Here is an 18,931-nt window from a genome sequence, read left to right on the forward strand (position 1 = left end):
AATTTACAAACTCACGGAAAAAGCAAGATTTTTAATCCAAGGAAGCTATGTAAATGGGAACATGATAAGTGACTACATGAAGGGAGGCTTTAAGCTCGTGGTTGAGAAAAATAGGTTGAAGGCAATTAACGATTCCGTAAAGGCAATTGAGGAGGAGTTTGGTGTTAAGATAATTGTTGATAATGATAGGGGTGAGGTTACGATAATTCCAGGTAATAATACGAACTTTGATCAACTGATGAAGGCTAAGAATATTATTGAGGCAATATCGTACGGCTTTGATTATAATGATGCCCAGAACCTAAGGAGTGATGATTATACCCTTGAAATAATTGACTTAAGGGATTACATTGATAAGGACAAGTCCAACCATATTAGCAGGATTAAGGCTAGAATAATCGGTGAGGATGGTAGGGCTAAGAGAGTTCTCCAGGAGTTAACAGATACAAATATAGTGGTTGGCGATAAGTACATAGCAATACTTGGTCCTTATGAGAACGTTAAGGTGGCTAGGGAAGCCATAGAGATGCTAATCCGTGGTAGACAACACGCTACGGTATATAGGTGGATTCAGAATTGGAGGAGGGAGAGTAGGTATAGGGAGTTGATGGAAAGGTTAAGTAGGACTTATTATGAGGAGGGTGAAGAAGAGGGTTGAGACTCAGCAGTTGCCTCTGTAACCTTAACCTCCTCACCCACTGGCTTAACCTCACCACCGGTTGGGTATCTCAATACCTTTATCTTGTAAACCTCAACCTTCCTTAATGGGTATATTTTCTTGCCAACTGCAAATAATTGGTTACTTACGTCGCCAAATACCGCGGCCTTTATGAACCCATTGAAGTCAACCTTACTCGCAATCTCATTCAATGTTTTAGAAAATTCCTTCCTAATTGCTCTCTTTTGGCTTGACTTACACCTTGTTGGTGTCATGGCAAGTACCGTGACCCTAAGTAATGCATTGTCCGTAGTATTTATATCCTGAATTAACTGGATTAGGCTTGAACCCCTCCTGATTAGACTCTTTACATAATCTCTCGTTAACTCCATACCCTTAAATCTCGTATATGTTCTCTCACCCTCAATCCTATCTATTTGGAATCTCAACTTTATATGGAGGTGGCTAAGATCTCTTGTTATATCGAATAATGTTACCTCTATCGTCCTGCCGATGAGTGCATTGGGTTCATTGGCAGGTACCTCACCAAGTTCTATTCCATTAAATAATGCAGGCGCGTATACAGTGAACCACTTCTTAATCATCCATTTACCTGTCTTAACCTGTTTCTGCTCAGACACGTTGGTCTTATCGTTGATTAAAAGACCCTTTTTATATTTTTACCTTCCTAAGCCATTGAAGGATTCCATCACGATTCTTAAATTCCTAATGAAATCATCAATTGTATTATAAACACTCAATAATCTATCGCTTTCCACATTATATGTAACCTCATAAATCAACTTATCATTAATGCACTTAATAATTGACGAGACGCCCTGAGGTAGTCCCTTCTCGTCAGGTAGTAATGATAATGCAATTACCTGACAATCCTCAGTGCTTTTCATAGTGATTTCTATGGTAATACTACCCCTAATCATCATTGTCTCAATCCCTTCACGGCTATTGAGTAATTATTGCGTTTAAACACTAAATCTGCATCCGCAACCTCCTCATTAAATGCGCAAATCAGCTGCAACGGTTCATTCTCAATGAGAAAAGACTTATTCTTGCTCTCAATTTTGAAGTTCATGATTGAGCATAGTCTGTCAATTAATGTTAGTGGTTGGTAACCCTGCCTTACTGTAATGCTATCCCTATCTAATTGCTTCATGTACTCGCTGATCACGGCTATGTATTTATCAAATAAGTTATCTAGATCCTTGACACTTTGTGGATTAAGCACGGGGTTCAATAGACCACCCGCATACTCCCAAAGTACTAATTGGGACTCTACAGCAAGTATTGTCTCTAAGACATCAATATCGGTATTAACCCACCTCCTATGCATGAGCACGAGCTTATCCAGGTAATCACCCCTAAACCCAGCCCTTAGCATGAAATCACCAATATACTTAAGTAGCGTCATTACCTCATCCTCATTAAGATCCTTATACAATGCGTCGCTCCTCCTTGTAATGGTTTTTATGAGATTCCTGGCCTCGGCCGCATTACCCGTTATATTGGGTATTACGGGTGAGAAGGCACGTGATAATGAAGCACTTAATGGTAGCCTTAATACCCCTGGCAGTGCTGGGTAGTTAATTAGTTCTGTTGTTAACCAACCATTGAATAGTGAGACGTTATAGTCGGGCATTACGGAAAACTCGTAAGTAATTGCGCTCTCCAGGACTCTCATTGAGTCTTGACCTAACTCATGATTTAGTAATTGCCATATTAACTGAGGTATTGAGTCTGTGGATTCCAAATAAACGTCGGCATTAACCCAGTCAATATTCTCTCTACTGATTACGAATACCCTCTTACCATTGAGGGAATGTGATAATTCATCGAGACTCATAACCGTGGGTGGATCAATAAGCAAGATCGAGTTATACCTACCTATTACGTCTCTTCCCAGGTCATTTAATGATTCCAACGTTAACAGGGTTATGTGCGTTAATAAGCCCCTCCTAAAGCGTTCCATTAGAAGTGCCACGGCTGAAAATAGGGAATTTATGAATGGTGGTACAACTATGAGTAGGTTGTCTGATGAGTTTATGATTGAATCCAGGATAAACCTACCTCTTGGTTTCACACCGCTTATAAGTAAAAATACTTATTAATAATTACTTAGGTGCGAGGTTAAATAAATACGGATAAATCCTTAATGGAGTTTTCTAAATTAGATGTAAACTGCCGTATTCTTTGCAAGCTTTATCTTCAGCCAGTCCTTGACATCCATCTTAAAGCTATGCTCAATCTTATCCCTGTGGAAGTTATTCATTGTGCAGAAGGGTATTATCCTACCATCGGGTGTTGCGTAGTGTATGTCACACCTCTGAACCCTCTGGACGTCGAAGTTGAACACGTCCATAAAGTGCATTATCCCAAGGCCAATCACATTAAACATGACCTGGCCCAGTGCTTCATAGTCCTTCTTAATCAGGAAGTTCGCAAGTATGTTCCTAAAGCCCTTATGCTTAACATACCTAAGCAACTTCAGTGTTTCCACCGTAGCTATCCCTCTCCAGATGCCACCCTTGACGGCCTTGCTGTGTAGGTCCCAAACGGTCTTCTCAAAACCATCAACATCAACAACCTTGGTTATTGGGAGTATATCCTTTGTATCCTCATCGTAGTAAATAAATGTTGATGCGCCGCACACAGGGTTATTACCAAATATTGGCTTTGGATTGCCCGTTATTGCCTCAACCAACTTCCCAAGCGCCACAGGCCAATTAACCGGTCTCCAATCCCACTTACTTATCTTACCGCCTGTCTGAGCCTCAATCTCATTTATTACGTCGGGTATTGTTATCCTGAACTGCCTAATCTCCTCGGGACTATACTCCCTAGCCCTGCCCGCGAAGGCCACGGGCTGTATATTAACCCACCTAACCACATCCCTATTCTCAACCGCGAAATCAATTATCTTACCAATATCCTTATCATTATAGTTCTTGGCCATAGTGACCACCAAGACCACGGATCTATGACCGAGCTTCCTTGCATTCTCAATAACCTTCTTCTTAACGGCTGCGTATGCCCTCGGGTCATAAAGCCTATGCCTCCATACACCCTGGTTATTCGGATCTATTGTATCAAATTGTAGATAAATCGTCGACATACCAGCGTCCAGGAGCTTCTTATAATAGTCAATGTCGTTCGCAAGCCTTATACCATTAGTGTTAACCTCTATATGATCAAAACCGAGTGCTTTAGCCATCCTAATGATCTCTGGCAGGTCATTCCTTAACGTCGGCTCACCACCACTAAATTGAATGGCATTTGGCGCCCAGGGCTTCTGAGCCCTAAACGTCCTGAGCATGTACTCAATCTGCTCAAGCGTTGGTTCGTATACGTAGCCGGCCGCGTAGGCGTTTGCAAAGCATACTGGGCACTTCATGTTGCACCTATTCGTTACGTCAATTATTGCCAGCACAGTATTCGTCTTGTGGACTGGGCACAAGCCACAACCCTGTGGGCAACTACCCGCCGCCAGGTAGTAGTTGAGGTCTGTGTTTGGGTTTGCCGTGCCCTTACCGATATACTCAGGGGCATCCCACTGGAGGAAGTAGTAGTAGAGCTCGGCATCGCCCCAGTATAGGTCCCTGAACGTTCCATGCTCTGGGCAAGTCTTCTTCAGCCATATTGCCCCATCCTCCTCATAAACAACCATCGGTATTTGCCTACTACAGACTGGGCATACCGATACTGAGACCTTGATGACCCTAACGTGGTCCGGCAAACCAAATTGTCTCTTCCACATCTGCTGTAGCCTCTCATTCTCCAGCGCATTCCTGTAGTGCCTAGGTAGTTTGAACCTGCTTAAGTCCACGAGGGGCTTTCTCGGTTTTTGTGCCTCAATCAATTCCGTCTTAGCCGTCACTACCTGAACCATTACGAAACTTGAGGGTTAATTATTTAAAAGCTTTGTCACCAATTGATACTCTCAGAAGTGTTTTTTAGTATGAGCATTGAGAAGAGACTTCAGGAGCTCGCTAGGTTTATAGGATTAACGAGCTACGACATAAAGGCCTACATAGCACTTGTGGAGAATGGTCCATTAACCGCAAGGGATGTTGCGATGAAGGCGAACATCCCATCATCTAAGGTATACTCAGTGCTTCATAAATTATATAGGTTAGGTTACGTGGAGATTGATGATAAGAAGAGACCTGAGTTGTTCTATGCCGTGTCTCCAACGGACATATTCAATAGATTAATTCAGAGATTCTCCGACTATGTGAATTCAATAAAACCACTAATAGATTCGCTGCAGTTAATGTATGAATCAGCCTATAAAGGCAGGGTGACAGCCCAAAGCGAACTGCTCTACGTTGTCAGGGGCCTCGACAACACCAAGGAACTTATAATGAAGTCAATGGGTTACGGTAATCTTGACGTTGCAACCCCATACGTGGAACTACTCGATCATAGGGTGTTGTCCATGATTGAGGATATATCACGTAATAGTGAAGTCAGGCTGTTGATCTCCCGCGACATTATTAACCACGTTAAGGACTTACCACCCAGAATACACATTAGGGTTAGGGATAAGTTATTTGGCGGTGGCTTCATAGGCGTTGGTGGTGTGGTTCTAATAATTAAGCATGGCGTGGATTACATAAGCCTATTCTCAAGGCAGGATTACATAATTGACATCGCTAAGACGTACTTCAACAACTTATGGGGTGACGCCGAGATTCTCCAGCGTTAATTTTATTCAATAATTGGGTTGCCCTTATCATCCCTCTTCACTTTCTTCCTCGGATAAATGGCGTCCGTCGGTCCTTTGCTAAATATCTCCAGATACTTCCTCAGGACTTTGGGTATTACCACTGTGCCATCCGGCTCTTGGTAATTCTCGAGTATTGCCGTTATTGCCCTCGTACTGGCTATCGCCGTTGAGTTCAGGGTATGCACAAACTCCCTCCTCATGTCCCTCCTCAGGACTCTAATCCCAAGCTTTGCGGATTGCCAGTCAGTGCAGTTACTGCATGATACCATTTCCCTATACATCCCCTGGGCAGGCATCCAAACCTCGAGGTCATACTGCTTGGCGGCGCACCTACCCATATCATGGGCACAAAGCACCACCACCCTGTATGGTAAGCCAAGGCCCTGCCACAACTCCTCAGCATTTCTTATCAATTCCTCATGCCACCTCCAACTCTCCTCGGGTAGTGAAAACACGAATTGCTCAACCTTATGGAACTGGTGAACCCTGAAAATACCCTTCATATCCCTATTACCTGCGCTGGCCTCTCTCCTGAAGCTTGGTGATACTCCGACGAATAGTAGTGGTAATTGATCCTCAAGGAGCTCCATACGCCTTAAGTATGCGGCTATTGGGTGTTCAGCGGTACCAATTAGGTATAGGTCCTCATTCTCCACCTTATACACCATGTCCTTGAACGTCTCCATATCAAGGATCTCAGAGAGTACTTCGTATTTTAGCATGTATGGTGGAAGCACGAGTCTGAAGCCCTTCTTAGTCATATAATCAATGGCGTAAGCGATCAGTGCCATGTCGAGCATTACCAAGTCATCGAATAGGTAATAGAACCTAGACCCAGCAACCTCACCTGCCTTAAGCGTATCACCCATGCCAAGCACAATCTCAAGCATGTCAGCATGCCCAATGGGCTTCCAATCAATGGTTTCATAAGGCACGTTAAAACCAAAACGTTCTGTCTGATCCTTAAACTCCTTGATATGGCCGACCCATACCTTGGGTGTTCCGTAGAACCTAATGGGTATTGAGTCAACACCCTCTGGGCAGTTATAGGGTACACTTTCATGGACAAGGTTTGGTATTGACCTTAATACCCTCTCCCTCTCCTTCTCAATGCTATCCAACTCCTTCTCCTTCTTCTGAATCTCACTTAATAATTCCTTAGCCTCCATTATCTTCTTCTCCCTCTCGGCACCACTTAGCTTGCTAACCTCCTTAGTGATCACATTATGCCTATGCCTCAACTCATCAATCTCCGCCTTAAGGCTCCTCCACTTATTATCCAACTCAATGAATTTATCAACGATGCTAATGTCCATTCTCCTCTTCCTAAGTGAATCCCTAACAATGTCTGGTCTATTCCTCAATGCATCCAATAAACTCCAGCTCATTATTGCTCCTAGGATTTACACAATTATTAAATTTTATTTTAAAACGTCACTTAAAAATCTCAGCCAGCTTAAGTATCAAATCCCACTGCCTATCTATCTTCTCCTCCATGACCTTAATATCCTCAGGCTTCAAGTGAGCGAACCTACCCTGAATCTTCAGGTACTCCTCCAGTGGCCTCCTCCTTGATTTATCCTTGTACGGAAGACTTGGCGGACTAATGGTGAGCTTGCCCTGGTTGTACTCCCATAGAATCCAGGCGCCAGTCTCAACAGCAAGCCTTGCAGCTCTGATGGTATAGGCATCCTCCATGCGCCAACCCGGTGGACAGGGTGCATGTAGGTGTATGAACTTGAACCCCTTAACCTGCATTGCCCTCCTAACCTTATCTATGAAGTCCATTGGGTATGCAATGCTTGCAGTGGCTACGTAGGGTACCTTATGCATTAGCATTATCAGCGCTACGTCCTTCCTATCCTCAGTCTTACCCCTTGGCGATGTGGTTGTCCAGGCCATCCAGGGCGTTGTACCACTCGCCTGAATACCTGTGTTCATGTATGCCTCATTATCAGCCATTATGTAGAGTATATCCTCATTCCTATAAGCGGCACCACTTAATGTCGCAAATCCAATATCAGCCGTTGCACCATCACCAGCCCAAACAACCACAGGGCCGTTATTACCCCTCTGCCTAACGGCCCTAGCTATACCACTCGCAACCGCGGGGCTTGACGCAAACGGTACGTGGAGTACAGGCACGGTATACGCAGTAAATGGCGCTGTACCCGGTATTATACTTGAGCACCCAGCCGGTATTACCATGGTGAACTTACCATCAAGCGCCATAGCCAGCTGCCTCATACCCACTTGTAATGGGCATCCAGGGCATGCCGCCGTCCCCGGCATTATGAATTTCGTTCTCCCATACTTGTGCAGTTCATTCATTGTGACCATGCCCATCACCTCTCAATCTTCGGTATATACCAATACTTCCTAACCCTCACCAGGCCTTCGTGTTCTACCTTATTAATGAACTCCATCATTAACGTCTTAAACTCATCAGGTGAGACGTCGAAACCACCAACCCCCGCTAATATGCCTTCAAACGATACGTTACTAGGCACAAAACCACTTACCTCACTTGCAAGAATTCCACCCATACCCGCTGAGTAGTCCCTGTCAAACACTATTACACCCTTCATGCCATTAATCCACCCAGTAATGTCTTCCTCAGGGAATGGCCTGATATACCTAATTCTTAATAAGCCAATGGGATATCCCTCATCCCTAAGCCTATCAACCGCAGTCATTATATCCCCACTCCACGCACCCATTGACACTGCCAAATACTTAGCATCACTGCATCTATAACATTCAGTCAATGGCCCATACTTCCTACCGGTTAATTTACCATATTCATCATAGACATCCGCAATAACCTTCTTTGCGGACTCCATGGACTCATCCATGTACTTCTTGAGCAATGCATGGTAAACGTCATTACGGGGTAGATTACCCATTGTTATGGTCTCACCGCCAGGCTCAATGACGTACGGGATTCTCGGGTTCCTAGGTGGTAACCAAGCATCTACGTCCTCCTGTGATGGGATATCGAGGGGCTCCGCAGTATGGCTAAGTATGAATCCATCAAGCCCAACAGCGACTGGTAATAGCACTCTTTCATCCTCACTTATTCTAAATGCTGTCAATGTCATATCAAAGGCCTCCTGCACGTTCTGAGCCATACCAATTATCCAACCACTATCCCTAATGGCTAGTAAATCCGTGTGCTCATCATGTATATTCCACGGCGGGCCAACAACCCTAGTAACCACGGCCATTACGAGTGGAACCCTTGAGGCTGCGGCCCACCAGAGCATTTCGTACATGTAGAATAGGCCGTGGCTTGAAGTTGCAGTAAAAGCCCTCGCGCCGCCCGCAGCCGCTCCATATACCGTAGCTAATGCGGCAAATTCGCTCTCGACCCTCACGTAATCAGCCCTCAACTCTCCTCTCTCAATCATCTCGCTAATTCTCTCAACAATTAATGTCTGCGGTGTTATTGGATATGCCGATATCACGTTAACTCTAGCTAGTTTCACGGCCTCAGCAACCGCGTGATCGCCGACCAATACCTTCCTAACCTGTTTGGCGAGGGATATCTGCCTACTCATTCACACCACCCCCTCCTTAACCATGTCAATGGCCTTGACCGGACAAACATCCGCGCAGATTCCACAGCCCTTGCAGTAGTTATAGTCAATCCTAACATTCTTATCCTCAAGCCACTCAATCACATTCTCAGGGCAATAAAGCCAGCAAATACCGCACTTAGTGCACTTAGAATAATTAATCACGGGTCTATAAACACGCCACGTACCGGTCCTACCGCCAGCACCCTCGGCAGGCGTTGATAATAAGAGACCCCTTAATTTCTCGGCAACGCTCATCTCACTCACCCCTGACTAGTTCATAACCCATCTTAACTGCCTCAGCATTCAATTTAACCAGGTTCTCTCTACCAACAAACTCAGGTAATGAGGCGATGATTGAGTCAAGACTTACAACACCCGTTACCCTCGCAACGGCACCCAGTAATGGAGTACTCACTATGTGCCAACCAGCGATTACAAGCCCAAGCTTCTCACTTATTGATGTTGCATCAACGTAGTAAGTTCTATACCCAGTCCTTATTGGTGATGGTGAATTAACGATAATTATGGAGTCCCTACTCTTCATAAGATCATCCACATTCACCAAATCAAGAACACTCGAGACGAGAACCACCAATACATCAGCTCTCCTAACATTGCTGTGGAGAGGTACAGGTTTATCGGCAATCCTTGCGTAGGACTTAACAACGGCACCCCTACGCTCAGCACCAAACTCAGGGATTGCCTGACCCCACTTACCATCCTTAAGCGCGGCAGACACGAGGATCCTAGCGGCAGTAACACCCCCTTGCCCACCCCTACCTAAGATTATGAATTCAGTCACCTCGGCCATACTAACTCATGAACCGTAAGCACTAGGGCTTTATAAATGCTTCTGGTAGATTATTTATCTCTAAATGGTAAAAATAGTTAAATATAAATCCATAGGATTATTGAAATGACTTAATAAATAAGTTATGAAATACATAAAAATCATCTGCCGCATTGTTTAAAAACATGCCTAAATTAATATAATGATACCATCAAAAGATATTTTAATGATGCATCATTAAAGTATTATTTACTTAAGTAAAATTGTTAAGTCCTAACGCCATACCTCAATCTAACCCATTGATTCGTTTGACGTGCCCTACCTATGAATAATGGCAGGTATTTTCCAAGTCTATTTATTTCATTACGACCCACGGTATTCCATGCCGGGCATTCCTTATCGATATATGGGCCTTCAACATCATCGTAAACCAATGGATACAACCTACAGCCAATCGGTCTATTCTCATATATAGTGCATTGCATGGTCTGTGGATTAAGGAAGACGCAATGTCCATCCACATTCCTTAACCGCCACATCTCACCATCAAATACTGCGAAGTCCGTGAGCCTATAACCAAGCTTAGTTATCCTCTCAATATCCTCGGGTAGAAGCTCCATTTGCGTATTTAGACAGCACTTACCGCACTTGGTGCAATTCATTTTAACCTCGAAGAATTCAGGGTCGTCAAATACCGTGCCAAGCCTAATACGTATTTTAGCCATGATCACTTACTGACTCTCTCAACCTTATAAGCCATTGTAATTGCCTTATCCCTTCTATCGTCTATTCTAACCGTGGTCACAATCCTCTTAATGCCCACTTTATAGAGGGTGTCGTGGATATCCTGGAGTAATTTACCCAGCGCCTCAACGCTTGGGAGCTCGACTGACGTACCCATGGGGCCGATTTCGTACTTATAACCTGACCTCTTAATCACATCTATCGCGATTTTAATGTAATCACCAACGCTTGGCGAGCTTGTTCCTATGGGGTCAACCGCTATTTCCACGATTACGCTCATACCCACAATTGGAATTTAAGGTGGTTATTAAGACTTACTTAAGGTGGGATTTACCTTTCTTAAACGTGGCTTCGCCTAAGTCTTAATGCGTTTAATGTTACCGTTGTGCTACTCAATGCCATTGCCAAGCCAGCCCACTCAGGCCTTATGGTAAGTCCAGGCACGGCGCCAGCAGCTATTGGTATTAATACGGCATTATATATGAATGCATATAGTATATTAAACTTAATATTGCTTAGTATCTTTCTTGATAACTTAATGAAACTAAGTACCTTCGTTAAATCACTATCTAGCAATACCACATCTCCAGCGCTCTTTGCTATGTCCGTGCCTGTGCCCATGGCCATACCAATATCGGCGACTTTCAACGCCACCGCATCATTAACGCCATCACCAATCATGACAGTAATACCGAACTTATCCTTCAATTCCTTAACTACCTCAGCCTTTTCATCGGGCGTTAACCCTGCATAGACATGCTCAATACCTAACTTCCTAGCCACCATTTTTGCCACCTCAGTCCTATCACCAGTGATAATTACGGGCACCATACCTATACGCCTTAACTCATTAATTACCGCGGGAGCCTCAGGCCTTAAGGAATCACCAAGCACTATAGCTCCCAGCACCTCATTATTGATTATTACATAAACTACGGTATAACCATCACTCGCACTCTCACGGACCTTTCTTTCAATTTCCAAGTTAATTACCGCCTCAAATCCCTTAACTAACTTCTCATTACCAACACCTATCGTTAAGCCATTCCGCTGGGCGATAATGCCCATGCCCGGTATGGTATCATAATTATCCGCATCGGGGATTTCCCCATATACCTCTTTTGCCCTTTCAAGAATAGCCCTGGCTATTGGGTGTTCGGAACCCTTCTCCGCCACTGCCGCGTAGTAAAGGACCTTCTCATCACCAATTACTGAAATAACCTCAAACCTACCCCGGGTTAGGGTGCCCGTCTTATCAAAGGCCACCGCCCTAATCCTCGGGCTGAGCTCTATTGCCCTTGAATCCCTGATTAAAATGCCATGTTTTAAGGCATTGTTTGTACCTGCCACCACACTTATTGGTGTGGCTAGACCGAGGGCACATGGGCATGCAATGACTAGTACGGAAGCCATGTGAAGTACTGCCACGTAAATTGGCGCGCCCAGTAGGTACCAAACGATGAAGGTTACTGCGCCAGCCGTTATTACGAGCCACGTGAAGTATGAGGCAACCCTATCCACGAGTGATTGTATAGGCAAACGAAGCGACTGAGCTTGCCTTGCCTGCTTAATCACCTGTGCAATAAAGGCGTACTCGCCACTCCTAGTTGCCCTAATCCTTAAGTAACCCTTCGTGAGCACCATGCCGGCTAGCACCAGGTCACCGACACCCTTATGCCTTGGCCTTGGCTCTCCGGTCATCACAGCCTCGTCCACGTAACCCTCACCACCATCCACATAACCATCCACTGGTATTACCTCACCTTCCTTAACAACCACAATATCACCAGGCTTAACCTCATTAATTGAGACCAAAGTCTCAATGCCACTCCTGACTACCCTGGCGCTCCTTGGGTAAAGCCTGGCTAATTCTCTCATTGTCGAGCCAACCCTAAGCTTAAGTCTCGTCTCCAGGTAACGACCAATTAATATGAACGTGATTATCGCCGCGCTTGAGTCAAAAAATACGTCTCCACTAATCACATGAGTCAGTACTAGCACGCTGAATACGTATGCCGACAAAGTACCTAACGTTACTAGGGTGTCCATATTTGCGGTGACATTTCTAAAGGCTCTGACGGCACCCCTAATGAAGCGCATCCCTGAGTAGAACTGGACTGGGGTCGATAGGGCGAAGGAGGCAATGGCATATAGGGCACCTGGTATGATCCCCGCAATGCTTAGGGCTTCGAGTAAGAATATAAGGGCGGTTAAAGGAATTGCCACAGTAAGCCTAGCCTTAATGTCCTTTAGGTCTGTCTCAACGGCCTTCCTATCAACGTCAAAGTCCTCAGTACCTCCCTTACTCACGCCAATTACCTTAAAACCTGCGTTCTCAATGATTGCCCTAAGTCCACCCTCATCGATTTCCAATGGATTGTACGTAATAATTACTGTGTGATTAACGGGATTCGGAACAACACTGAATACCCCTGGGGCATGTAGTGCCCTGACTATTGTATTGACTTCCTCAGGCTCAAGGCCCTTGAGCATGAATGTTAGTGTTTCCCTGTAGATATCGTAACCAACCCCCTGCACAGCCTTTAGGGCCTTGGCATAGTCGAATACCGCTGGGTCAACTATCACGACCGCCTCATCATTGGCAAGACTGACGCTGGCCGATAGCACGCCATTAACTGATAATAACGCCTTTTGCACGGTCAGGGAGCAAGTCGCACAGTGCATTCCAATGATTTTAAAGTGGACCTCCCTACCATTACTGAATCTAAGTCCAATACTCACCTTACTCATTTCATCATTAATACCCACCCAACTCACCTAATGCTCATGCGGCATTCCCTGAGGGCCGTGCGTCAGGTAATACTCTGGGTTTGCCTCAAATGCCCGTTTACACATCAGCGAGCAGAAGTAATACACCTTACCCTTGTAGATGGTTTTATACTGCGTACTCGTATCAACCTCCATACCACATACGGGATCTATAGCCTTACCCATACAAGTGTGCAGCCAATGCACTGAACTGTATGGTTTATCAAGAACAATTTGTTAACCATAGCTCAATGAGTAAAGAAACAACTGTTTCTAGATTCACGGATATTGAGATCAGAGTATTAAACGTACTTAGGGAGAATGCCAGGGCTAGTGTTTCAGAAATAGCCGAGAGACTCGGCGTGTCGAGGGTGACCGTGTATAGGGCATTAAGGTCGTTGATTAATAAGGGCATTAAATTCACGGTAGATGTACCGGAGAATTCGCCAAGGGCATTCATAATAACTAGGGAACCTCATGCGGACCTTGGTGACTGCTATAAATTGGTTGATGGTAGGTACATAGTGATTGTGAGGGCTAGGGACTTCAATGAGTTGGTAACTATCATTGATGGGCTTAGGGATAAGGATGAGGTTTACATAGCGTTGAAACCCGTGAGTAAGCAGCTAATTAGTGTTGGTTTGGTGTGTGATTACTGTGGTGGGCCCATAACGGTGCCAATAATATACAGGAGGGGTAGGAGGACGTATTACCTATGCTGTGAGGCTTGTTTGAGGGAATTGAAGAAGAAATTGAGCAGGAGTAATAAAAATAAGGCCTAACTCATCGTGACTTCTGTGTCATCTAGTGGGAATAGGTGTATTTTTTATCAGAGGACGTATGATGGCGAGCGTTGCATACTCATGCCACCTGAGGATTGGAGGGTCAGTAGGAGTAAGTTCATTAACTTTTGCCTAAATAGTGGCCGTGGGTGCCCTGTACTTAGTAGGTATTACTCAATGGTATCTAGGGGATCGGTTAAAGAGGAGAAATGAGTTTAATTTAAACATCATTGTTCAGCAGGAATTATCTAAATGGGCCCTTCTGAATCAGTATGATTATCATTATGACTGATGCACTAAGTAAAAATGCTATTAGGCTTGTTATCAATTCACTAGATTCTCCCTGCATCGCCGATATCGCCTGCGAATTGCCTGGGCTGAGGGTAAACGTAGCCAGTGGGAATCCGTATTGATTAATCAGTATTGGGTGATCGCCAAGCTCGTACTCAGTAACCGGCGAGTATAATTGAGCCGTTGTTGCATTTTCAATGCCTATAATGGGTATTGTTGTTATGTGGTGAGGCTTCAACACTACGGGCTTGGCAATCGTATACGTGCCATTACTCACCACTAGCGTTACATACAATGTGTAGTTCAGGCCGTTGTATATCTGTAGTACTACGGCGTTATTCTCAACCACGTACTTAACAAGCCTAATCTCAGACAAATAATTCTCTATGGCGTTAATTATGGCGCTCGTGTACGTTAATGCCTGCTCCTGGAACCACACTGGGCCATAATTTGGAGGTCCTGTTTGCCAGGTCCAGTCACTACCCTCAGCAATGTATAGGTAGTTCCACAGCGTGTATATTGGGTTTGTCGAGTTTGGAGTTGTGTTGAAGGGTAGTGGTACCACGGGTGATATTGGCATGCCCACGGCCTTCGTAAACGCCACAAGGTACTCCCTAGCCAAGGCAACTGAGCGCCAAATTTCGATCTTACCTGGGTAACCATTGTTCCAGTTGTTTAGGTTTAGGGCCCATGAGGACTCCGGTAGGTTCGTTAGCACGGCTATGGGTTTATGAGTTGCGATGGCCTCGCTGGCCGTCTGTGTTACGAACCAGGTGCCCTGGTACTCAGAGAGTACTTGGTAAATAGCCTGTAAATCAGCGGGACCCGTGGTTGGGTTAAAAATTAGTGGGTTCTCGCCATCTAGTGCCACGACGACTACGGCGCCCGGGCTCTGCATGTATATCCTGGCTAGGTAATGAATTAACTCCCTAGCGGTTACCTGTGGAGGTTGTCTGAAGTACGCGAAGGAGAATGCGTTGGAGAGGTCTGTATCCCTAAATAACACTATTATTTGCTCACCAGTTGAATCCTCAACGATTATAGGCCCGTAGGGCGATGGAGTACCGCTAACCACGGTTGCGTAGGGCAGGAACGCCTGGGCATCGAGTATTGTGAATTCAATGCCGGTCTCATTATATAGGTGAACTAAGCCCATGTTAAATGCCATCTCGGGTGTCCAGGCACCAGTTGCCTTAACGCCGAATACATCCTCGGTCATTTCCTCACCCATGAGTATTTGAGCTAGTAAGTCACTCTGCCAGCCATTGTCATAAATTATTGCCTGCAGTGGGTGGTAAAATGGCACGGCGAGTATCTCGATCTTACCCTCCTGGGCGAGCTCCCTATATAGGCTGATTGTATAGTTTATGGCTTCGAGACACTGTGTCATGTTTACATTGAGTATTGATGGGCTTGACCAAACAGGTGAGTATGGGAATGCGCCCTCGGTCAGTATTGTCTCCCACTGATATAGAAGTACTGGTGTGAAGTCTATGGTAACACTCACGTTATACTCATTGAGTAAGATGGCTTGCAATTCGTAGGCACCAACCCACGTCCCATTCCATAGGAAGTCATGACACGTGTGAAGCAAGACCCAGGCTTGTTCCCACGTCCCGTTTGGCTCTATGTAAAGTGGTTGATGCATGTTCCATACAATGACTAGGCTGAGCGGTGGCTTGCCCGTTGTATTGAGTACGTAGAGGCTTGGCAATGAGGCTTGGGTTAATACCGTGCCTAAACTATACACCGTGAGCATTGGCGTATATATGCCCTGCGGCATATTTACAGTGAAGTTCAGCGCCACCGTGTAGTAGCCTGGCATTATTGTTACATCGTAGTAATTAAACTCCTCACTATTTGCCGTGAGTGTCATATTAACAGTAATAGGCTTGCCAAATTCGTTCTCGAAAAGAACGTAGACAGTGGCATTCTGACCAACTAAGTAAACATACTTACTATACGTCGCATTTATGAATATCAACGGTGAGTACACGTCCTGTATTGCGAAGTTCCCGTTGGGTGTGCAGATTACCGTACCGCTTATTAGGTTGGCTGAGCAGTGAAGCCAGGTGTTAGTCGTTGTATCCCAGTAGACCCACTGGATCCACTGTCCCGGCTGGAATGGCCCTATCATAACTGAGTAATTACCCCAGAGTGGGTTGAATGTCATTGTCGCATTCATGGCGCCAGGCGCACCACTCGTGGTGTACCAAGGAACATTTCCAGGGCCTGAGGTTAGGCCATACCAGAGGAGTATGTTATCCGGCGCCCTACCAAGTACGGTTATTAATATTGAACCGTTTGGATAAACGTAGGCCCATGTATATCCTTGGTTCGGTGGATTAACGTCAACATTCCAGTTCCAGAAGGGTACACATTGATAGTTAATCCAAGTGTTCGTGGTTACATCATGGAATACCCAGGCAACCCAAGTACCTGGTTGGAAAGGCCCAATCGTAACTACGTAGCTGGTTCCATTCCAAGTCATTAAGGTATCAGTGACGCTTGACCAAGGCCCCTGTGGGTATGGTTCAATACCCCAGCGTAAGTAAACCTCGTGGCCCTCTGGTACTCCCGTTATCGCCACGGTTATGTACGCGGAGCCTGACGCTGGTGTTACGTTAAAGGATACTACATATGAGCATGAGCTTTGGGCATAGGTTATGGGTACCATAAGTAGTGCTGCTACTATTGGTAAAAGAATTAACGGGTATATTATTTTATTTGTCATATTATTAGGGTATTTTTTAGATATTTAAATTTTTCTTTTCAATTATTCTTTTAATTATTTTCAATTCCTCTATGCCTTAACACCACCCATTGCATATATCTGTACCAGGTACTTCTGGAATGCCATGAATATTGCAAATATTGGTATTCCCATGAGCACGGAGAACGCAGCAAGCACATTATACAGTGTTGCCCTATTCACGAAGGCTAGATAGTACATACCCAGGGTTAAGGTCCACATGCTACCCTTTGCTATGAATGCGTATGCCAGTGCATAATCCGTATAGGCTCCCATGAATGCCAAGAGCGCGACAAACGCAATTATTGGCTTAGCCATTGGTAAAAGAATTCTGAAGAACGCCCCAGGCCTAGTTAACCCATCGATCAACGCGGCCTCCTCATAATCCTTAGGTATCCTATCAAGAAACACCTTAACTAGGTATGAACTAAATATTGATGTGCCACCTGAATAGGCTAGTATTAAACCTACGTATGTAGCCCACCCTCTAAGCATACCCAATGATGCGAACATTAAGTATAGGGGCAGTGCCGTCGCTGCGAATGGGAAGAACGTCATCACGTATATGGTCACCATCAACGTGGTCTTCCCAGGTACATTAAACCTAGATAGGGCAGCCCCCGTTATGAAGGCTACAATAACCGTGATCGCTATCGTACCTGCCGCGAGTATCAGGCTATTCCTTAACCATAATAGGAATGGTTCCTTAAATAATATGTAGTAATAGGCCTCTAGGGATGGGTTCTCGGGCAGGAGTGAGCGTAGGGTTATTGAGGCCAATGTTGGTATTGGATTCACGGAAGTGATTATTATGTAGTAGATTGGGAATACGGCTATGATGGCTGTAACGGTAAGTATTATATACGATATACCAAGCCTAACCCAATTAATTACCTTGTTCCTTAGGCTATACCTATTACTCATGTTATCACCTCAAGGACCCTACCAACCCTGAGCATTAGTATTGCCATTATTGTCAGTATTATTGTCGAGATTACGGAGTAAGCCGCAGCAATGTTATAATAGCCATATGAGAATGCCTCCTGGTACGTATAAACAATTAGTATGTCTGTGGATATGCCCGGACCACCACCCGTCAATATGTATATTGGGTAGAAGTTATTCCATGTAAATACGAAGCCACCAACGCTGACGAAGGCTATGGCGCTCCTCATTAGGGGCAGTGTTATGTACCTAAACCTATGCCAGGCATTGGCGCCATCAACCACGGCAATATCATATAACTCACTCGGTATGCTCTGCAGACTTGATAGGAAGACCGCCGTATAATATGGGAATGATAACCACAGGTTCGTTAATATTAATGCCGCCCAGGCGGTATTCGTGAATGTTAACCAGTTGATTGGTGGGATGCCAAATAAGCCGAGGAATTTATTGACGATTCCATACTCATAATTCCACATCCCAGACCAAATCACTAATGATATGTATGCTGGAAATGCCCAAGGAACTAAAAGTAACGTAAAAAATACATCCCTACCCTTAATATCCTTCTGATTAAGTATTAAGGCAAGGATGAAACCAGTAACAACCATCGGGACTAGACTACCCACTGTCCAAATCACCGTGTTCAGTAATAATGTATAAAAAGTATCGCTAGTTAATATTTCTTGATATATCCTTAACCCAATAAATGTATAATGAAATAAGTGATAAAGATCAAAGTTTGTAAATGATATATACACGGCATAGGCCACCGGGTATAGAAATAGGAATAATGCAATGGCAATGATGGGAAGAAGGTAAAGGTATTGGATAAAGATACGGTCTAACTTTTGAAGAGGGTCCATTATTAATCA

20 protein-coding genes are annotated in these 18,931 nt (G+C 44.7%); 4 read left to right on the forward strand and 16 right to left on the reverse strand.

The window, feature by feature from the left end; translation table 11 throughout:
• The first annotated feature begins 61 nt into the window (after positions 1-61).
• On the forward strand, positions 62-658 hold the full coding sequence (locus VDIS_RS09740; RefSeq protein ID WP_013337076.1) for a KH domain-containing protein: 597 nt from the start codon (positions 62-64) through the stop codon (positions 656-658).
• On the opposite strand, the gene VDIS_RS09745 is transcribed toward VDIS_RS09740, so the two are convergent.
• The 4 genes from VDIS_RS09745 to tes form a co-directional block, all read right to left on the reverse strand.
• A complete protein-coding gene (locus VDIS_RS09745; protein ID WP_013337077.1) occupies positions 631-1,299 on the reverse strand; it encodes a 30S ribosomal protein S3ae in 669 nt (222 codons plus the stop codon). The genes VDIS_RS09740 and VDIS_RS09745 overlap by 28 nt on opposite strands.
• Positions 1,300-1,338: 39 nt before the next feature.
• Positions 1,339-1,599, reverse strand: coding sequence for a KEOPS complex subunit Pcc1 (locus tag VDIS_RS09750; protein WP_013337078.1), 261 nt, complete (start codon positions 1,597-1,599; stop codon positions 1,339-1,341).
• Positions 1,599-2,756, reverse strand: coding sequence for a hypothetical protein (locus VDIS_RS09755; RefSeq protein ID WP_013337079.1), 1,158 nt, complete (start codon positions 2,754-2,756; stop codon positions 1,599-1,601). The genes VDIS_RS09750 and VDIS_RS09755 overlap by 1 nt, the downstream gene beginning before the upstream one ends.
• A gap of 87 nt (positions 2,757-2,843) precedes the next feature.
• Positions 2,844-4,562, reverse strand: a complete 1,719-nt coding sequence (gene tes, locus VDIS_RS09760) for a tetraether lipid synthase Tes (protein WP_013337080.1) — start codon at positions 4,560-4,562, stop codon at positions 2,844-2,846.
• 69 nt (positions 4,563-4,631) lie between these two features.
• Between tes and VDIS_RS09765 the strand changes: the two genes are divergently transcribed.
• Entirely contained in the window at positions 4,632-5,381 is a 750-nt protein-coding gene (locus tag VDIS_RS09765) for a TrmB family transcriptional regulator (protein WP_013337081.1), read from the forward strand.
• A 2-nt stretch (positions 5,382-5,383) separates the two neighbouring features.
• On the opposite strand, the gene serS is transcribed toward VDIS_RS09765, so the two are convergent.
• The 9 genes from serS to VDIS_RS12700 all read right to left on the reverse strand — a co-directional run bounded on the left by serS (position 5,384) and on the right by VDIS_RS12700 (position 13,472).
• Positions 5,384-6,790: a serine--tRNA ligase gene (gene serS, locus VDIS_RS09770; protein WP_013337082.1), complete on the reverse strand. Its 1,407-nt coding sequence runs from the start codon at positions 6,788-6,790 to the stop codon at positions 5,384-5,386.
• A 46-nt stretch (positions 6,791-6,836) separates the two neighbouring features.
• Positions 6,837-7,742: a 3-methyl-2-oxobutanoate dehydrogenase subunit beta gene (locus VDIS_RS09775; RefSeq protein ID WP_013337083.1), complete on the reverse strand. Its 906-nt coding sequence runs from the start codon at positions 7,740-7,742 to the stop codon at positions 6,837-6,839.
• 5 nt (positions 7,743-7,747) lie between these two features.
• Positions 7,748-8,962, reverse strand: coding sequence for a pyruvate ferredoxin oxidoreductase (locus VDIS_RS09780; RefSeq protein ID WP_013337084.1), 1,215 nt, complete (start codon positions 8,960-8,962; stop codon positions 7,748-7,750).
• A complete protein-coding gene (locus VDIS_RS09785) occupies positions 8,963-9,238 on the reverse strand; it encodes a 4Fe-4S binding protein (protein WP_013337085.1) in 276 nt (91 codons plus the stop codon).
• A 1-nt stretch (position 9,239) separates the two neighbouring features.
• Positions 9,240-9,794 carry a 2-oxoacid:acceptor oxidoreductase family protein gene (locus VDIS_RS09790; protein ID WP_013337086.1) on the reverse strand — a complete coding sequence of 185 codons (555 nt, stop codon included), beginning with the start codon at positions 9,792-9,794 and terminating at the stop codon, positions 9,240-9,242.
• A gap of 245 nt (positions 9,795-10,039) precedes the next feature.
• On the reverse strand, positions 10,040-10,498 hold the full coding sequence (locus VDIS_RS09795) for a YkgJ family cysteine cluster protein (protein WP_013337087.1): 459 nt from the start codon (positions 10,496-10,498) through the stop codon (positions 10,040-10,042).
• Positions 10,499-10,500: 2 nt separating this feature from the next.
• Positions 10,501-10,797, reverse strand: a complete 297-nt coding sequence (locus VDIS_RS09800) for an MTH1187 family thiamine-binding protein (protein WP_013337088.1) — start codon at positions 10,795-10,797, stop codon at positions 10,501-10,503.
• 59 nt (positions 10,798-10,856) lie between these two features.
• Positions 10,857-13,286, reverse strand: a complete 2,430-nt coding sequence (locus VDIS_RS09805; protein WP_342606892.1) for a heavy metal translocating P-type ATPase — start codon at positions 13,284-13,286, stop codon at positions 10,857-10,859.
• Between the two features lie 9 nt (positions 13,287-13,295).
• Positions 13,296-13,472: a YHS domain-containing protein gene (locus VDIS_RS12700; RefSeq protein ID WP_013337090.1), complete on the reverse strand. Its 177-nt coding sequence runs from the start codon at positions 13,470-13,472 to the stop codon at positions 13,296-13,298.
• 65 nt (positions 13,473-13,537) lie between these two features.
• Here VDIS_RS12700 and VDIS_RS09810 point away from each other — a divergent pair, with 65 nt between their 5' ends.
• Both VDIS_RS09810 and VDIS_RS09815 read left to right on the forward strand, forming a co-directional pair.
• The gene (locus VDIS_RS09810; protein WP_013337091.1) at positions 13,538-14,068 is read left to right on the forward strand and encodes a TRASH domain-containing protein; all 531 of its coding nucleotides are present in this window, start codon (positions 13,538-13,540) and stop codon (positions 14,066-14,068) included.
• A 15-nt stretch (positions 14,069-14,083) separates the two neighbouring features.
• Positions 14,084-14,281, forward strand: a complete 198-nt coding sequence (locus VDIS_RS09815; RefSeq protein ID WP_013337092.1) for a hypothetical protein — start codon at positions 14,084-14,086, stop codon at positions 14,279-14,281.
• Positions 14,282-14,312: 31 nt separating this feature from the next.
• On the opposite strand, the gene VDIS_RS09820 is transcribed toward VDIS_RS09815, so the two are convergent.
• The 3 genes from VDIS_RS09820 to VDIS_RS09830 form a co-directional block, all read right to left on the reverse strand.
• Positions 14,313-17,093, reverse strand: a complete 2,781-nt coding sequence (locus VDIS_RS09820; RefSeq protein ID WP_013337093.1) for a glycoside hydrolase family 57 protein — start codon at positions 17,091-17,093, stop codon at positions 14,313-14,315.
• 69 nt (positions 17,094-17,162) lie between these two features.
• The gene (locus VDIS_RS09825; RefSeq protein ID WP_013337094.1) at positions 17,163-18,035 is read right to left on the reverse strand and encodes a sugar ABC transporter permease; all 873 of its coding nucleotides are present in this window, start codon (positions 18,033-18,035) and stop codon (positions 17,163-17,165) included.
• Positions 18,032-18,922 carry a carbohydrate ABC transporter permease gene (locus VDIS_RS09830; RefSeq protein ID WP_013337095.1) on the reverse strand — a complete coding sequence of 297 codons (891 nt, stop codon included), beginning with the start codon at positions 18,920-18,922 and terminating at the stop codon, positions 18,032-18,034. The genes VDIS_RS09825 and VDIS_RS09830 overlap by 4 nt, the downstream gene beginning before the upstream one ends.
• Positions 18,923-18,931: the final 9 nt, after the last annotated feature.

This window comes from Vulcanisaeta distributa DSM 14429 (assembly GCF_000148385.1).
Taxonomy (GTDB): Archaea; Thermoproteota; Thermoprotei; order Thermoproteales; family Thermocladiaceae; genus Vulcanisaeta; species Vulcanisaeta distributa.

Excerpts from the sequence above, each read along its gene's own strand:
- VDIS_RS09740 (WP_013337076.1), top strand. The coding sequence starts at position 62 with ATGATAAGTGACTACATGAAGGGAGGCTTTAAGCTCGTGGTTGAGAAA.
- VDIS_RS09750 (WP_013337078.1), bottom strand. The coding sequence starts at position 1,599 with ATGATTAGGGGTAGTATTACCATAGAAATCACTATGAAAAGCACTGAG.
- tes (WP_013337080.1), bottom strand. The coding sequence starts at position 4,562 with ATGGTTCAGGTAGTGACGGCTAAGACGGAATTGATTGAGGCACAAAAA.
- VDIS_RS09765 (WP_013337081.1), top strand. The coding sequence starts at position 4,632 with ATGAGCATTGAGAAGAGACTTCAGGAGCTCGCTAGGTTTATAGGATTA.
- serS (WP_013337082.1), bottom strand. The coding sequence starts at position 6,790 with ATGAGCTGGAGTTTATTGGATGCATTGAGGAATAGACCAGACATTGTT.
- VDIS_RS09775 (WP_013337083.1), bottom strand. The coding sequence starts at position 7,742 with ATGGTCACAATGAATGAACTGCACAAGTATGGGAGAACGAAATTCATA.
- VDIS_RS09780 (WP_013337084.1), bottom strand. The coding sequence starts at position 8,962 with ATGAGTAGGCAGATATCCCTCGCCAAACAGGTTAGGAAGGTATTGGTC.
- VDIS_RS09785 (WP_013337085.1), bottom strand. The coding sequence starts at position 9,238 with ATGAGCGTTGCCGAGAAATTAAGGGGTCTCTTATTATCAACGCCTGCC.
- VDIS_RS09790 (WP_013337086.1), bottom strand. The coding sequence starts at position 9,794 with ATGGCCGAGGTGACTGAATTCATAATCTTAGGTAGGGGTGGGCAAGGG.
- VDIS_RS09795 (WP_013337087.1), bottom strand. The coding sequence starts at position 10,498 with ATGGCTAAAATACGTATTAGGCTTGGCACGGTATTTGACGACCCTGAA.
- VDIS_RS09800 (WP_013337088.1), bottom strand. The coding sequence starts at position 10,797 with ATGAGCGTAATCGTGGAAATAGCGGTTGACCCCATAGGAACAAGCTCG.
- VDIS_RS12700 (WP_013337090.1), bottom strand. The coding sequence starts at position 13,472 with ATGGGTAAGGCTATAGATCCCGTATGTGGTATGGAGGTTGATACGAGT.
- VDIS_RS09810 (WP_013337091.1), top strand. The coding sequence starts at position 13,538 with ATGAGTAAAGAAACAACTGTTTCTAGATTCACGGATATTGAGATCAGA.
- VDIS_RS09820 (WP_013337093.1), bottom strand. The coding sequence starts at position 17,093 with ATGACAAATAAAATAATATACCCGTTAATTCTTTTACCAATAGTAGCA.
- VDIS_RS09825 (WP_013337094.1), bottom strand. The coding sequence starts at position 18,035 with ATGAGTAATAGGTATAGCCTAAGGAACAAGGTAATTAATTGGGTTAGG.
- VDIS_RS09830 (WP_013337095.1), bottom strand. The coding sequence starts at position 18,922 with ATGGACCCTCTTCAAAAGTTAGACCGTATCTTTATCCAATACCTTTAC.